The organism is Streptomyces sp. NBC_00028, assembly GCF_045041065.1.
In the GTDB taxonomy this organism is placed as follows: Bacteria; Actinomycetota; Actinomycetes; order Streptomycetales; family Streptomycetaceae; genus Streptomyces.
This window is the reverse complement of record NZ_CP108293.1, coordinates 509,652-524,628: the sequence shown is the minus strand read 5'-3', so window position 1 is coordinate 524,628 and position 14,977 is coordinate 509,652. Positions and strand designations below refer to the sequence as shown.

Below are 14,977 nucleotides of genomic sequence, written 5' to 3'. Positions count from 1 at the left end.
GCACCCTGCGATCGTGTTGGCTGGCGGCACTGACTGTCGGTACCGCAGGTACCCGCTTGGCCGTAGCAGGGAGAGTTGATCGTGCAGGACATGGGTGTCGACCCCGTTGCCCACAATCGGGCGGCCTGGGACAAATATGTCCAAGAGGGCAATGAGTGGTCGAGGCCGGTGAGTGCCGAGGATGTCGAGCGTGCCCGCAGGGGCGACTGGTCGATCGTCCTCGTCGGACGTGAGCCGGTCGACCGCTCCTGGCTGCCGACGGATCTGACCGGCAAGGACGTGCTGTGCCTGGCGTCCGGCGGTGGCCAGCAGGGTCCGATCCTCGCCGCAGCGGGGGCGCGGGTCACGGTGTTCGACAACTCGCCCCGCCAGCTCGGTCAGGACGAGATGGTGGCGGCACGCGACGGGCTTGAGCTGCGCACCGTCCTGGGCGACATGCGCGACCTCGGTGCCTTCGGCGATGCGGCGTTCGACGTCGTCTTCCATCCGGTCTCGAACCTGTTCGCACCGGACTTGGCGCCGGTGTGGCGCGAGTGCTTCCGCGTGCTGCGACCGGGCGGAACTCTACTCGCGGGCTTCCTCAACCCGGATACGTACTTGTTCGACCACGAGGCGCTCGACGAGCGCGGCGAGCTGATCGTCGTACACAAACTGCCCTACAGCGATGTCACGCATTACTCCGCCGAGGAACGCACCACAAAGTTCGGCGCGGATGCCGCTCTTGAATACAGCCACACCCTCACCGACCAGATCGGCGGGCAACTCGCGGCGGGGTTCGTCCTCACCGGCTTCGCAGAAGCACCACACCACTCGGACGCGTCCGCTGCTTACCTGTCGAGCTATTTCGCGACCTTGGCGGTCAAGCCGGGCTGACGGATCTCAGCACGTCCACCTCGCAGCCAGGTGCGAACGGGTCGAAGCCCTGCTCGATCAGCGGGCGAACCGCCAGCAGGCTTCGCAGCGACGACCAGGCGTGGATCACGTCGAGGTCGATGTCGGTGCCGTAGCCGGCGATGACGTCGTCGAGGTGCTCCTCGTGTCCGAGGATGAAGGTGGCGAGGTCGTACAGGGCATCGCCCCGGCCCGCCTCGGACCAGTCGATGATGCCGGTGACCTCGTCGGCGTCGACGAAGACGTGCGCGATCTGCAGGTCGCCGTGCGTGAACGCCGGAGTCCATGGCCGCAGCGCGGCCTCGGCGACCTGGCGGTTGCGGGTGACCAGGTCGGTCGGCAGGACGTCGTGCGCAACGAGCAACTCGCACTCGGCGTCGAGTTCCTTCGTCAACTCTTCGATGCTCCGCCCGGCCCGGCCCTGCCACGGCGGCAGGGGCGCGTCGTGCAGCGTGCGGAGGGCGGCGCCCGCCGCGGCCCACGCCGCCGGAGACCCGGTCGCCGGTCCGCCGAGGCGTCCGAGCGTGGTCCCCGGGAGTGCGGCGGTCGCGAGTACGGGCGGTTTGCGCCAGAGGATCGCCGGGGTCGGGACCGGTGCGAGGGACATCGCCTCGACCTCGATGTCGATGCGCGCCTGATCGGCGTCCACCTTCAGGAACACGTCGCCGACGCGCAGCGTCGCGCGCTCGGAATGGGCGACGACGACTTCGACCTCATCCATGGGCCACCAGTATCCCGGGCCTGATCGCCGACGTCGCCGGGTTTTTCGCGTGCGACGCGGCCGACAGCGCCCTGCCGTTCGTGCCGTGATACCTGGTCACCGGGCCCTCGGTCTGCGGTACCTTGGGCCGGTGGGCGTTGTGCCGCGCAAGGTTTTCGTCAGCCATACATCCGAATTCAGCGCGTACCCGGCCGCGCGGACATTTGTCGACGCCGCTCGTGACGCGGTTCTCAAGGCGGGCGATATTCCGGTCGAGATGTCACAGTTCTCGGCACGCGACGAGGCCCCGGCGTCGTATTGCGAACGTCAAGTCGTCGAGTCGGACATCTATGTCGGCATCATCGGCTTCCGGTACGGCTCACCCGTGGTCGACCGCCCGAATGTCTCGTACACCGAGTTGGAGTATGCAACCGCTCGGGCCCACGGCATTCCCACGCTGATCTTCATGCTCAGCGAACACGCTCTCGTCCCGGTGGGTACGTTCGCCGATCTCGTCCATCCCGCCCGACAAGCGGCGTTCCGGCAGGCGTTGCTCACTTCCGAGATCGTCTGTGCCACGTTCGAGTCACCCTCCGACCTCAGCGGTCAGATCTACCAGGCGCTCACCGAACTCCGCGCGGCCACCGCCGTCCGGCCTCCCGAACCACCGCGTGGTCGCATCTGGATGGTTCCGCCGGTCACCGTGGCTCCGGTCCCGCGCGACGTCCAGGCCCGGGAACTACTCTCGCTCCTCGGCCGGCGGGAACCGGGCCGGGTGGCCATCACCACGGCACTGCGCGGCGCGGGCGGCTTCGGCAAGACCACGCTCGCCGTTGCCACCTGCCTCGCACCCGAGACAGGCAGCCGATTTCCGGACGGTGTCCTGTGGGTGACCGTGGGGGAGGAGACCACGGCCGGACGTCTGGCGGAGAAACTGAACGACCTCTCGGAGATGGTCTCGGGAACGCGCCCCACCCTTTCCGATCCGGATGTCGCGGGGATTCGGCTCGGTGAACTCATCGGCGCCCGCCGGTTTCTCATCGTCATCGACGACGTATGGACCCGATCCCAACTCCGCCCTTTCCTGAGCGGCGCCGAGAACTGCGCCCGACTGATCACCACACGCGTCAGCAGCATTCTTCCCGCGGATTCCGTGTCGGTGGTCGTCGGAGCGATGACGGACGACGAGGCGCTCACCCTGCTGTCGCGTGGCCTGCCCGACCTGCCCATGCACATCGCCCATCGGCTGTTCGCCCGCACCGGGCGCTGGCCCGTGCTGCTGTCCCTCGTCAACAAGGCACTGCGGCGTTATGTCGCGGCCGGTGAGTCGGCCGCCGTAGCCGGTGAACGCATTGACGAACGTCTGCGTGCCAAGGGTCCGACGGCCCTGGACGTCCGGCGCTCGGAGGACCGCGCGGACGCCGTGGCGGCCACGGTCGAGGCGAGCCTCGACAGTCTCTCCGGCGACGACCTCGCCAGGTTCCTGGAACTCGCCGTGTTCCCCGAGGACCAGGACATCCCGGCGTCCACGGTGCAGACCTTCTGGTCGGCGACCGGGGACCTCTCGCCCCTTGAGGCCGACCTGCTCTGCGAGGACCTGGTCGATCTCTCCCTGGCGCTGCCGACGGCCACCGGTCGGGGTGTCCGCCTCCACGACGTGATCCGGGACTACCTCCGCACGCGGGTGGGCGCGGCAGGACTCACGGAACTCAACGGGCAGCTCCTGGCGGCGGTCATCGCGAAGGCGATGGAAGGGGTCGACGGCACGGACGGTTTCCACGGCGCCCGGGGCGATGGTCAGCGTCCGCGTCCCTGGTGGCGGCTGCCCGCGGACGACACCTACATGTGGCGCAACCTCGGACACCACCTGCCCGAAGCAGGTGCGGGCGATGAGTTCGAGGAACTCTGCCGTCACCTGGGCTACTTGACCGAAAAGCTCAAAGTGCTCGGACCGGTCGCCGTCGAGGAGGATCTGGCCCGGGCGACTTCGCCCGAAGCGCGGGCACTGCATCGCGCGATCGGCCGCAGCGCGCACCTGTTGACCGGCACCCGGCCCGAACACGCCCTCACCTCAGTCTTCCTCAGCCGCCTGGAAAGAACCTCGGACCTCGAACCGTGCATCTCCGCCTTCGAGTCGGGTCTGACAGAGCCGCGGCTGCGTCCGGCGTGGCCGCCCGCCGACCTCCCGCACGCGGCCCTGCGACGCACGCTGACCGGCCACACGTCAGGGGTCTGGGCCTGCGCCGCGAGCCGGGACGGACAGCTACTGGCCAGCACCGGCGGAGACGGCGTCGTACGGATCTGGGAGGTACGCACCGGCCACGTCCAGCATGTCTTCGCCGACGGGGCCGGCAAGGGCATGAACTGGGCCTGTCCCGTGGACCCGTTGGGCCGCTGGGTGGCCAGCGCCGGCGACGACGCCACCATCACCGTCCGGTCGCTGCGCGGGGAAGGAGACGTCACCAGGACGATGACCGGCCACACCGGAGCCGTGCGTGCCGCCGCCGTCAGCCCGCGCGGCGACTGGCTGGCCAGCGCCGGAGCCGACCGCCTCATCCGCCTGTGGGACGTCAAGTCGGGCACCGTACGCCTCACGCTGACCGGCCACACCGGGTGGATCAGGGCCTGCGCCGCGGGGCCGGACGGATCGTGGCTCGCGACCGGCGGCGACGACGGCACCGTCCGGCTGTGGCACGCCGGGGACGGTGTGCTGCTCAGAACGCTCCGCGGACACACCGGCCCGGTGCGCGCCCTCGCCGTCGATCCGCGGGGCCGATGGCTGGCGAGCGGGGGCGCTGACGGCAGCGCCCGGGTGTGGGACGTCGAGACCGGGGAGATGCGCCTGCTCCTCAACGGACACACCGGGTGGATCCGCGCCTGCGCCGCGGCCGCCGACGGAACCTGGCTCGCGACGGCCGGCGACGACCGGACCGTACGGGTGTGGGGCGTTGACGGCGAAGACACCGGGCTGCGGGCGGAGCTGCTCGGGCACCGGGGCGCGATCTGGGCGAGCGCGGCGGGCAGCGACGGCGAGGAAGCCTGGCTCGCCACCGCGGATGTCGACGGCACCATCCTGCTCTGGGATCCCGCGAGGTTCGACCAACCGCCGCCCGAGTCGGGCGGGCCGAGCGGCGCCGTCAAGGCATGTGCCGTCGAACCCGGTGGCCAGTGGATGGCCGGGGCGGGCGAGGACCGGCGGACGCGGCTGTGGGACCTGGCCACCGGGGCCTTTCTCGGTGCGCTTCCCGCCGAGCGCGCAACCGTGCGCGCCTGCGCCGTGAGCCACGATGCCCGACTCATCGCGACCGCGGACGACCATCACCTCGTACAGATCTGGGACGCCACCCACCGCACGGCCCTCGCCACCCTGGCCGGCCACGCCGCGCCAGTGCGCACCTGCGCGTTCAGCCCCGACTCCACACGCCTGGCCAGCGGCAGCGACGACCACACGGTCAAGATCTGGGACGTTCCGACCGGGGAGCCGCTGATGACGCTCACCGGTCACACCGGAGCCGTCCGGACCTGTGTCTACGGCCCCGACGGGCAGTGGATCGCGTCCGCGGGCGGCGATCGCACGGTACGGCTGTGGAACGCGGCCGACGGATCCGAGCGCGCGGTCCTGCGGGGACACAGCGGCTACGTCCGCGCGCTGTGCCCGGGCCCGGGCGACCACACGCTGGTCAGCGTCGGGGACGACCGGCTGGTGCGGATCTGGGACCTCCGGACGGGCACACAGTCCGCCGTACTCGAAGGACACACGGGCGCGATCTGGGCCTGTGCCTTCGACCGCGACAGCGGCCTGATCTCGACGGCGGGCGATGACCCGGAGGTACGTCTGTGGGATCCCGCCGCAGGAGCACTGCCGACCGTGCTGGGCCGCCATCCGTCAGGGGTGCGCACGATGGCGACCGGCTCCGCCGGCCTGCTGGTGACCTCGGGGGGCGACGAGAGCGTACGCGTGTGGGACATAGGGCGGCGACGACCGCGCGCCGTCATCGAGACGGACGTGTCCCACTGGCGTGACTGCGCCGTCTCCGCCGACGGCCGGCGTGTCGCCGCGGCGAGCTCCAACGGGTCGATTCGTCTGCAGTCCGCGGCCGGCGACACCGTACGCCTCATCGACGCCCATGACGGGGCGACCACCTCCGTCGCCGTCGACGCCTCCGGAAACTGGTTGTTGAGCAGCGGAGACGACGGCCGCATCCGACGCTGGGACGCACACAGCGGTGCGCTCCTCGCCGACTTCCCCGGCCAGGCACGGCGCAGCGTTCTCTCGACAGCTCTTTCTCCCGACGGCTCATGGATCGCCGCCGCCGCAAGCGACGGGCGGGTCACCGTCCTCGACCTGGAAGGCCGACTCCTCCATGACGCCCACTGCCATGAGGGATGGGCCCGGACCTGCGCGTTCTCGCCCGACGGCCGCTGGGTCGTCAGCACCGGCGACGACGGGATGCTGTGCTTCCCGAACCGCACGGCGGATCGGGAAGGAAGTCGAGCACGGAATCGAGGAGATATCCGTCCCGGCACACCGGCTGGGTCACCGCCTGCGACGTGGCGCACGATGGCGGTCTCCTCGCCACCGGCGGGCAGGACCGGGTCATTCGGCTGTGGCGCGGTGAGCCGCCCACCGTCGTGGCCGACCTGACGGGACACACGGGAACGGTCCGGTCAGTCGCCTTCGATCCCACCGGCAACCTGCTCGCGAGCGTCGACGAGGCCGGGGAACTACGTGTGTGGGACGTACCCGAGGGCGTCTGCCTGACCATGATCCGCGTAGCGCACCCGCTCCGAGCCTGCGCCTGGTTCACGAACGAGCGGCGCGTCTGTGCCGCGGGCCATGGCGGCGTCTTCACCTTCGATCTCCTGCACGGGGAGGCGAGGTGAGGTGACCGACCGGGCTCGGCGCCCGGCCGTCAGGAACCAGCGTTGATCGTCTCGGTACGGACGGCATCCACCATCCGCGCCTCCACGGCCAGGTTGCGGCCGGTCCTCGCCTCGATCCTGGACACCCACTTCGTCGGGATCTCGGCCGGTCGTACGGCCCCCGCGAGCGCCAGGTAGAGCGCGGCCGTCGAGTCGAGATCCCAGCTTCCGCGCCGACGCAGCAGCAGCCCCGTCGTGGCCGCCATCGGACAGTCGGCCACCGCGAGAGCGATGGCAGCGATCACCGACGACCTGGCCTCCACCGCCATCCCGAACTCGTCCTCGATGCGGTCCACCACATCGGCGGGCCGCCCGTCACCAGGTACGACCGCCGCCGCACGCAGCGCCTCCAGTACGGCGTCGCCGCCCGGCACGAGGCGCCTTAGGGTCTGCGCCACGCGAAGCGGCAACTCGACCGCGACATCAGGGGGTTCACCGCGCAGCAATCCCGACAGGAGCAAGGTGAACACCATCGCCGCCATCATCGAGTCCGGCGAAAAGTGAGTCACCGACACCAGCTTGTGGACCTCGAACACCAGATCGCCGCAGGATTCCGGCCCGTACAGATACGCCAGCGGTACACACCGCGAGATGCAGCCGTTGGTCACCCCGTCCTCGGCGACGCTGAACAGGTCCCGCCGTGCTCGGAGTTTGTAGATCTGCCGTCCGCCCAGCGGGTTGATCCGGCGCAGCACCGCCTCGAACGCGTCCCGGGACATACGCCGTTGCACGCGAAGGACGTCGAGCGAGGCGAACAGCAGCGCCGTCTCGTCGGTGACCCGGCCGGTGAAACCCGCCGGCGGCTCCCGGCCCGAGGTCAGATCGGCCAGAAGTTCCTCGGTCTCCCGATCCAGTCGCGGCGCCGGCCGCTTGTCGACGAGCTTGCCCACGCTGTCACCGAGGGCCAGTCCCGCCAGACTTCCCCACAGGCGCTCGCGCTGCGGCGCGGTCGCTCCGCGCAGGCCTGTAGCGCTGTCGTGCAGCGAATCGAGAGCTGCCGGCAGACTCATGAACCGTGGCTGTACCAGCGTGACGCCGGGCACCGGCTCGACCAGGTACGACGAGAACTTGTTCGCGACCGCCAGGCACCGCGCCCCGCGCTCATGGAAATGCTCGATGAGCCAAGGGGATCCGCTGACCAAGGTGAGCGGACCGGGCCGGCCGACGTCCGCGCTCCTTCGTCCGGGCACCATCGCGAGGACCTCGTCCAAGGCGCCCGCAACGACCAACTCGCCCCAGCCCAGCCGGTGCAGGCTCTCCTCGACCAGGGCGGGGCAGGTGACGCTGAAGGCGACGCAGCGCATCCCGATCCGCGCGGCCTGGTACAGCCACTCCCGTACGCCGTCCTGAGCGGTGCCCTGGCGGATCAGCGGTTCCCATGCCGTCGCCGCGACGGCGTCCAGCTCCTCCCTGTCCGGCAGTTCGCTGTCGCGGCACCCACCCCGGGAACTCAGGAGGTCCCTTGCCACCACACCCACCGACGACCCCGAGGACATCGACCGCGCCAGCACCCCAGCCCAGTCGTCACTGGTCAGCAGCTTGCCCCGGGCCGCGAACACCGACCGCCAGATCCGGTACCCCGCAGACACGGCGTCAACGACCGCCGTCTCCAGCTCCAACGCCAGCACGTCCATGGAGATCACCCCCCGGACATTGGAACATGGGACAACGGCACCACGACCGCGCACGACGACGGGACGGAACTGACCTTGCGCACACGCACGTTGAACGGAAGACGCGTTCTGGTCACGGGGGCCTCGGCCGGCATCGGACTGGCCATCGCGGAGGCACTCTCGGCCGCCGGAGCCGTGCCGCTCCTGCTCGCTCGCCCCGGCGCGCGGCTGGCGGACGCCGTAGCCCGCACGGGCGGGCTGCCCGTACCGGCGGATCTGCGTTCCGCGTCCGCGACCGGCGAGGCGATCAGCCGAATCGGCGCCCAGGTGGGCGCCTTCGACGCTCTGGTCAACAACGCGGGCATCGTTCGTCTGGACACCGTCGCGGACGGCGAACGCGAACAATGGCAGGAACTCCTCGACGTCAACGTACTCGGGCTGCTCGACGTCACCAGAGCCGCGCTGCCCTTCCTCACCCGCGGTGAGGCCAGCCAGATCATCAACATCAGCTCACTGGCGGGCCAACGGGTCCGGCACGCGGCACAGTCGGTCTACGCCGCCTCCAAGGCGGCGGTCGACCGGATCAGTGCCGGACTACGCCTCGAACTGTCAGCGGCCGGCGTGCGTGTCACCACCGTCTCTCCCGGATTCACCCTGACCAACGAAGGCGCCGGCATCACCCGACCGGAACTCCGGAAGCGCATGGCCGACGGGCAGCGGCAGAAGGGGCTGTTGGCGGCGGATGTCGCGGACCAGGTGGTGCAGGTGCTGGTCGCACCGGACCACGTCCACATCCTCGAAATATCTCTCCAGTCGATCAACCAGGAGTACTTCTGACGCCGGCCGCTGTCGGCAGCCGTCGCTGGTCACCGGTCGGGCGTCGTCTGCTGCAACTCGTCGGCTCCGGCGGTCTGTTCGGCGGGCGCGGGGGCCGGCGCGGGGGCGGCGGTGGCGGTGATCGGATAGCGGTGGACGGGCGGCAGGTCGGGCAGTAGGCCGGGCCGGACGGTGTTGATGACGTGCGCGCTCGGTGTGAACAGCGGCTGGGGCAGGTGGGGCAGGTCGGCGGGCTCCATCCACTCCCACCGCCGGATCAAGTCCGGTTCGCGCACGGCCGGTTCGCCGCTGAAGGCGGGGACGCGGACGGCGGCCGTCAGCCGGGGGATGCCATGGACGGAGTCCATCAGCAGGGCCAGCAGCCGCGCGTCCTCCAGGTCGGCGACCAGCCCGGTCTCCTCCTCCAGCTCCCGCACGGCCGCGGCGACGAAGTCCTCATCGGCGTCGTTCTTGCCCCCGGGAAGCTCCCACACCTCGCGACGGGCCGACCAGCCGAGCAGGATCCGACCCCGCGAGTCGGTGACGACGACGCCGGCTCCGGTCAGGGCATGCGGGGACGGCCGCCCCTTGGCGGCACACCGGACCGTCCGGATGATCGGCTCGCGCAGCACGAGGAACGCCAGGCCGTCGGCGTCGTGGCAGTCGGCGACCTTCCAGCCCCCGCACAGCAGACCGATCTCCTCCTCGTCCAGGGCGATGCCGCGCTTGTCCTCCGGGACGGCGGAGGGGACGGGCGTGATGACGCACAGAGTGCCGCCGGGGCGCAGGCGTTCGCGCAGCCGGTTCAGCACGCGGGTGCGGTCATGGATGAACGCCCAGCTCAGACGGCAGGTGATCAGGTCGTATGCAGGGTGGGGCAGTTCGTCGGTGTCACCGTGTTCGATGTCGTGCAGCAGGTAGGTGACGGGTGTGTCGGGGGCGGTGTCGGCTCGGGCGCGGGCCAGGGCGGTGCCGGAGTGGTCCACGGCGTCGACGGTGTATCCGGCGGCGGCCAGATGGCGGGCCAACTCCCCGAGCCCGCAGCCGACATCCAGGGCCAGGGCGCCGTCCGCTGCGGGCGCGTGCTGGGCGAGCAGGCGTCGTTCTGCGTCACCGAGCGGACGGAACGCGCCGCCGTCGGCGTAGTACGTGTTCCATGTGGCGGGCGTCGTGTGGGCCACCGGGAGGGCTCCTTGCCGGATGGAGGGGTGGGGAGTCGTGAGAGGAACGTGTGGGCGCGCAGGCAGTGTGCCCGTGCTCAGTTGCGGTACGCGGCTGTCGCGACGTCGACGAAGGACCGGATCAAGGGGTTGGTGTCGTCTTCGTTCCACGCCGCCACCACCCGGCTCGGGGCCATGTCGGTCAGCGGTACCACCGCCAGCTCCGGGGGCAGGTCGTGCCCGAGCGGCGCCAGGCCGACCGTGCCGTTCCACAGCACGGCCTGCAGGCACTCCTGAACGGCGCGCACGACCGGCCCCTCGCGCGGCTTGCCGCCGTTCCAGTACGCCTGCCAGGCGGGGTCGGTGCCTTGCGGGAACCGGAACCAGCGGCGGTCGTCCAGCTCGGCCAGCCGCAACCGGTCGTGGCGGGCCAGCGGATCGTCGGCGCGCAGGACCACGCCCACCGGATCGGCTCGCAGCGCACGCACCGTCAGAGCGGTCTCGTCGAACGGCGCCCGGGTCAGGGCGACGTCCACCAGCCCGGCGCGCAGCCCGCACGTCGGATCGGTCAGGTCCGTGTCGCGGACGACGACGTCGACGCCGGGGTGCTTTCGACGGTAGGCGGCCGCCAGCCTGGACGCGCCCGGGTCCGAGCCGTCGCCCAGGATGCCGACGGTGATGGTCGCGGCGCCGGCCGCCCCGCTGACGCGTACACGAACGCGCTCGGCATGGTCGAGCAGGGCGCGCGCCTCGTCGAGCAGCACCGTGCCCACCGGCGTGAGCGTGACGCCGGTCGGCGAGCGGGCGAAGAGCAGCGCCCCGACGTCGGCCTCCAACTGCTTGATCGCCCGGCTCAGCGGCGGCTGGCTCATATGCAGTCGGGTAGCGGCCCGGCCGAAATGGAGTTCCTCGGCGACCGCCACGAAATAGCGCAAGGTCCGTAGCTCCACGCTGCAACGATACCCACGGGGTATCGGCGCCGCGGGATGGGTCTTGGACACGGGCGGGCTCCCGGCGGTGCACTCGTGAGCATGACCGAAGAAGCGAAGAGCGGCGAGCCGCAAGCCGGTTCCGTCCTGTCGGTGGTGGGTCCCGGCGACGGCGAGACGATCGTTCTGGGCACCACGCGCATGCGTGTTCTGGAGGACGGCAGTCACACCGGGCACCGTCTCGCGATCGCCGAGTCCGTGCTCGCCCCCCATACCCAGGGGCCGCCGCAGCACCGGCACGCCCAACACGACGAGGGCTTCTACGTCCTGTCGGGCACCGTGCGGTTCACCGTCGGAAACGACGACCACGACGCCACGGCAGGCACGCTCGTGATGGTGCCGCCAGGTACCCCGCACACCTTCGCCAACGTGACCGACCAGCCCGCCGTCCTGCTCAGCACCTTCACCCCCGACCTCTACGTGCAGTACTTCCGAGACCTCCAGGCAGCGTTCGCCGACAGCCGGCCGCTGACACGACAGGCCACCATCGACGCGATGAGCCGCTACGCGACCGAACTGGCCCACCTCGCCTGAACCCGACCCGACGGAACAGCGCCTCCACGGAGAACGGAAACGATGAACATCGCCTACTGGCTCGTCGCGGGCCTGCTCGCCCTCTTCCACTGCTACGCGGGCACACTGAAGGTGGTCCGCAGCCCCGAGCAGCTCCGCCCGATGATGGCCTGGGTCGACCGCATCCCCTTGCCCGCCCTCAGAGCGCTGGGGACGGTCGAGATACTCGGCGCGCTCGGCTTGGTCCTGCCACCGCTGACCGGCATCGCGCCCGCGCTGGCTCCGGCCGCGGCCATCGGCTTCGTCCTCCTTCAGGCCGGTGCGATCGCCGTGCACCTGACCGATGGAGACCGCCGGATCGCCCTCAACATCGGACTCATCGCGACCGCTGCCGTGACCGTCTGGCCGGCCGTCAGACTGTGATCACACCCCCTTGCGAGGGCGGTAGAACGGAGACCGCTTCCGGGTGACCGCATGACCGGCACACGAGGGGGCGGCAGGAGGTTTTTACCCACCCTTCGGCGGCGTCGACGCCGCCCACCTGGACGCTACGGCCTGCTCCTGCTCCGGCGTCTGCGACCACAACAGCAGATGCCAGTCCTGGTCGTTCGGCGAGTGGGTCGGCGGTGTGCGTCGGCTTCGGCGACGCGGTCGGTCGCGGCGGTGCGCAGTGTGGCCGGCAACCGTCCCAGTGCGGATGGCGATGCCGTGCAGCCGGGCGCGGGGCTGAGGGCCGCCGAAGGTCAGGAGCGAGCCACGGCAGCCGTTCGGCGATCGCGTCAGGCCGGGCACATCCCTCGGACACCGCTCACGGCTTGGCGGCAGGCGGTGCGGCCTCCCACACGAAGCCGTCCAGGTCGGTGAAGCCGTCGTCGGCGCCGCCGAGGACGACGCGATGCGAGCCGGTGCCGTCGGCCGCGACGCCGAGGTCCTTGGCCAGGGCCGTGCGCTTGTACAGCGCCAGCTTCACGCGGCTGTGCCGACCGGGGGTGAACTCGACGTACTTGCCGCCGAAGCTCTTGGCCACGGTCAGGCCTTGCCCGACGTAGCACTGCTTGGTGGCCTTCACGTCCTCGACGCCGAGGAGGAGGACCACCTCGTCGACCGTGCGGGTCGCGGGGCCGGTGTCCTTCTTCGCCGAGGTCGCGATCTTCCAGATCGTGCCGTCCGGCGCCTGGACGACGCCGGCGTAGCCCCAGAAGGACTTCGAGGGGGACTTGAGCACGGTGGCGCCGGCGTCCACGGCGGCGCTGACGAAGCCGTCGACGGTGCCCGGCTGGGAGACCGTGAGCGCGACCGTGAAGCCGCGGAACCCGGTGGAAGGAGCCTCCGACGCCTGGAGGTGTACATATGCGTCCACGCCGAACGCCCGGTAGAAGGCGTCGGCGGCGGCGAGGTCGGTCACCTCCAGGGTGACGGACGTGAGGGAGATGTCGGCCGCGGTGGGAGTCTTGGTTGCCATGACCATCACGCTAGGACAGGCACCGACTCCGAGGCTTCTCCGATCCTGACCGGTCCCTCATACGATCTTGAGACCACGGGCAGCCCATGGCAGGCTCATGCCGCATGATCGATGAGTTCGCGAAAGACAACCTGCACAACAGACTGCGCCGGGACCGCGAGGCGCTCCTCTGGAAACTCGACGGTCTGTCCGAATACGACGCCCGCCGGCCTCTGACCGTGACCGGGACCAACCTCCTCGGCCTGGTCAAGCACGTGGCCGCCGTCGAGGCCAGGTACTTCGGCGAGGTCTTCGACCGCCCTTCCCCGGAACCGCTGCCCCGGTGGCAGGACTACGACGGAGATGACCTCTGGGCGGCCGAGGACGAGACGCGCGATCAGATCACCGGGTTCTACCGCCGCACGTGGGAACACTCGGACGCGACGATCAAGGAGCTCCCCCTCGACGCCCCCGGCCATGTGCCGTGGTGGTCGGAGCCCTACCCCAACACGAACCTGTTCGCCGTCATGGTCCATGTCCTCGGAGAGACCATCCGGCATACCGGGCACGCCGACATCCTGCGCGAGAGCCTCGACGGCCGCACCGGGCTGCGCCCCGAGTACGAGCAGCGGATCGACGAGGAAGCCCGCGCGTCCTACTACGCGAAGATCGAGCAGGCCGCCAGGGCTGCCGTACCGGACAAGGGCTAGATCCGGCCTGGCAGTCCTTGCTGCCGGGCCGGATCTGAACAGCTACAGCCAATCTGCCCCGATACGGGAATCAGGCGACGACGAGCTCCTGCTCGCGGTCCGGCGTTTCGACCAGGGGCTTGTTGTTCGTCTTGTGGGTCTTGTCCGTCTTGTTCGGCAGCGAGAGCCGGACGACCTTGCGCCACGCGGAGAAGACCTGCTTGGGCAGCGGGCCGGTCACGTACTCCAGCTCGTACTTCTCGAAGAGCGCGCGCACCTTCACCGCGACCTCGGCGTACCGGTTGCTCGGCAGGTCCGGGAAGAGGTGGTGCTCGATCTGGTGCGAGAGGTTGCCGGTCATGAAGTGCATGGCCTTGCTGCCGCTGATGTTCGCCGAGCCCATCATCTGGCGCAGGTACCACTGGCCTCGCGTCTCGCCCTTGATGGACCGGCGTTCGAAGACCTGTACGCCCTCGGGGAAGTGCCCGCACATGATCACCGAGTGGGACCAGAGGTTGCGGACCAGGTTCGCGGTGAACGTGGCGCCGAGCGTGGGGAGGAACGACGGACCCGACAGCAGCGGGTGGATCACATAGTCCTTGAGCACCTGCTTGCGGATCTTGCGGCCCACGGCCTTGGCCCGCGCGCGGAACTCCGGGTTCTTGCGGCGGCGCTTGTTCAGGTTCTTGCCGAGTTCCAGGTCGTACGCCGCGATGCCGTACTCGAAGAAGCAGGCGTTGATGAAGTTCCACAGCGGCTGGCCGAGGTGGAACGGATGCCACTTCTGGTCCTCGTCGACGCGCATGATGCCGTAGCCGAGGTCGTTGTCCTTGCCGATCACGTTGGTGTACGTGTGGTGCAGCTCGTTGTGCGAGTGCTTCCACTGGTCGGACGGCGAGACGTGGTCCCATTCCCAGGTGGTGGAGTGGATCTTCGGGTCGCGCATCCAGTCCCACTGGCCGTGCAGGACGTTGTGGCCGATCTCCATGTTGTCCATGATCTTCGCCACCGAGAGACCGGCGGTGCCGATCAGCCACGCGGGCGGGAACATCGAGAACAGCAGGACGCCCCTGCTGACCAGCTCAAGCTTGCGCTGCGCCGAGATGACCTTGCGGATGTAGGCGGCGTCTTTCTCGCCGCGGCTCGCGATCACCTCGTCGCGGATCGCGTCCAGCTCGCGGCCCAGTTCCTCGATCTGCTCCGCGGTGAGGTGGGCGGTGGGGTCGATAGCGGTCAAGGTGT

General features: G+C 70.0%; 13 protein-coding genes. 7 read left to right on the top strand and 6 right to left on the bottom strand.

All coding sequences use genetic code 11. The features are described 5' to 3' along the window. The first annotated feature begins 81 nt into the window (after positions 1-81). The gene (locus OG885_RS02400) at positions 82-873 is read left to right on the top strand and encodes a class I SAM-dependent methyltransferase (protein ID WP_405742548.1); all 792 of its coding nucleotides are present in this window, start codon (positions 82-84) and stop codon (positions 871-873) included. Here OG885_RS02400 and OG885_RS02395 read toward each other — a convergent pair. After that, entirely contained in the window at positions 860-1,612 is a 753-nt protein-coding gene (locus OG885_RS02395) for a phosphotransferase family protein (protein WP_405725149.1), read from the bottom strand. The genes OG885_RS02400 and OG885_RS02395 overlap by 14 nt on opposite strands. Between OG885_RS02395 and OG885_RS02390 the strand changes: the two genes are divergently transcribed. Both OG885_RS02390 and OG885_RS02385 read left to right on the top strand, forming a co-directional pair. Next, a complete protein-coding gene (locus tag OG885_RS02390) occupies positions 1,611-6,236 on the top strand; it encodes a DUF4062 domain-containing protein (RefSeq protein ID WP_405725146.1) in 4,626 nt (1,541 codons plus the stop codon). The genes OG885_RS02395 and OG885_RS02390 overlap by 2 nt on opposite strands. Beyond that, on the top strand, positions 6,143-6,475 hold the full coding sequence (locus tag OG885_RS02385; protein WP_405725143.1) for a hypothetical protein: 333 nt from the start codon (positions 6,143-6,145) through the stop codon (positions 6,473-6,475). Before OG885_RS02390 ends, OG885_RS02385 begins: the two co-directional genes overlap by 94 nt. Before the next feature lie 29 nt (positions 6,476-6,504). Here OG885_RS02385 and OG885_RS02380 read toward each other — a convergent pair whose 3' ends face one another. Then, positions 6,505-8,148 (bottom strand): ADP-ribosylglycohydrolase family protein, encoded by a 1,644-nt coding sequence (locus OG885_RS02380; RefSeq protein WP_405742546.1) that lies wholly within the window; start codon positions 8,146-8,148, stop codon positions 6,505-6,507. 75 nt (positions 8,149-8,223) lie between these two features. Between OG885_RS02380 and OG885_RS02375 the strand changes: the two genes are divergently transcribed. Next, entirely contained in the window at positions 8,224-8,964 is a 741-nt protein-coding gene (locus OG885_RS02375; protein WP_405725140.1) for an SDR family oxidoreductase, read from the top strand. 29 nt (positions 8,965-8,993) lie between these two features. On the opposite strand, the gene OG885_RS02370 is transcribed toward OG885_RS02375, so the two are convergent. Further along, positions 8,994-10,124: a bifunctional class I SAM-dependent methyltransferase/NUDIX hydrolase gene (locus OG885_RS02370; RefSeq protein ID WP_405725137.1), complete on the bottom strand. Its 1,131-nt coding sequence runs from the start codon at positions 10,122-10,124 to the stop codon at positions 8,994-8,996. A gap of 77 nt (positions 10,125-10,201) precedes the next feature. Next, positions 10,202-11,053: a LysR family transcriptional regulator gene (locus OG885_RS02365; protein WP_405725134.1), complete on the bottom strand. Its 852-nt coding sequence runs from the start codon at positions 11,051-11,053 to the stop codon at positions 10,202-10,204. A gap of 81 nt (positions 11,054-11,134) precedes the next feature. On the opposite strand from OG885_RS02365, the gene OG885_RS02360 reads away from it, so the two are divergent. Both OG885_RS02360 and OG885_RS02355 read left to right on the top strand, forming a co-directional pair. After that, on the top strand, positions 11,135-11,626 hold the full coding sequence (locus tag OG885_RS02360) for a dimethylsulfonioproprionate lyase family protein (protein WP_405725131.1): 492 nt from the start codon (positions 11,135-11,137) through the stop codon (positions 11,624-11,626). A 42-nt stretch (positions 11,627-11,668) separates the two neighbouring features. Next, complete coding sequence (locus tag OG885_RS02355; RefSeq protein ID WP_405725128.1) at positions 11,669-12,028, top strand: DoxX family protein; 360 nt, start codon at positions 11,669-11,671, stop codon at positions 12,026-12,028. 385 nt (positions 12,029-12,413) lie between these two features. Here OG885_RS02355 and OG885_RS02350 read toward each other — a convergent pair whose 3' ends face one another. Continuing rightward, a complete protein-coding gene (locus tag OG885_RS02350; RefSeq protein WP_405725125.1) occupies positions 12,414-13,073 on the bottom strand; it encodes a glyoxalase in 660 nt (219 codons plus the stop codon). A 98-nt stretch (positions 13,074-13,171) separates the two neighbouring features. Here OG885_RS02350 and OG885_RS02345 point away from each other — a divergent pair, with 98 nt between their 5' ends. Then, positions 13,172-13,756 (top strand): DinB family protein, encoded by a 585-nt coding sequence (locus OG885_RS02345; RefSeq protein ID WP_405725122.1) that lies wholly within the window; start codon positions 13,172-13,174, stop codon positions 13,754-13,756. 70 nt (positions 13,757-13,826) lie between these two features. Here OG885_RS02345 and OG885_RS02340 read toward each other — a convergent pair whose 3' ends face one another. Then, entirely contained in the window at positions 13,827-14,972 is a 1,146-nt protein-coding gene (locus OG885_RS02340) for a fatty acid desaturase family protein (protein WP_405725119.1), read from the bottom strand. Positions 14,973-14,977: the final 5 nt, after the last annotated feature.

Bases quoted from the DNA above. Each gene is read 5' to 3' on its own strand.
- OG885_RS02390 (WP_405725146.1), top strand. From the start codon at position 1,611: ATGGGCCACCAGTATCCCGGGCCTGATCGCCGACGTCGCCGGGTTTTT.
- OG885_RS02345 (WP_405725122.1), top strand. From the start codon at position 13,172: ATGATCGATGAGTTCGCGAAAGACAACCTGCACAACAGACTGCGCCGG.
- OG885_RS02355 (WP_405725128.1), top strand. From the start codon at position 11,669: ATGAACATCGCCTACTGGCTCGTCGCGGGCCTGCTCGCCCTCTTCCAC.
- OG885_RS02380 (WP_405742546.1), bottom strand. From the start codon at position 8,148: ATGGACGTGCTGGCGTTGGAGCTGGAGACGGCGGTCGTTGACGCCGTG.
- OG885_RS02360 (WP_405725131.1), top strand. From the start codon at position 11,135: ATGACCGAAGAAGCGAAGAGCGGCGAGCCGCAAGCCGGTTCCGTCCTG.
- OG885_RS02395 (WP_405725149.1), bottom strand. From the start codon at position 1,612: ATGGATGAGGTCGAAGTCGTCGTCGCCCATTCCGAGCGCGCGACGCTG.
- OG885_RS02350 (WP_405725125.1), bottom strand. From the start codon at position 13,073: ATGGTCATGGCAACCAAGACTCCCACCGCGGCCGACATCTCCCTCACG.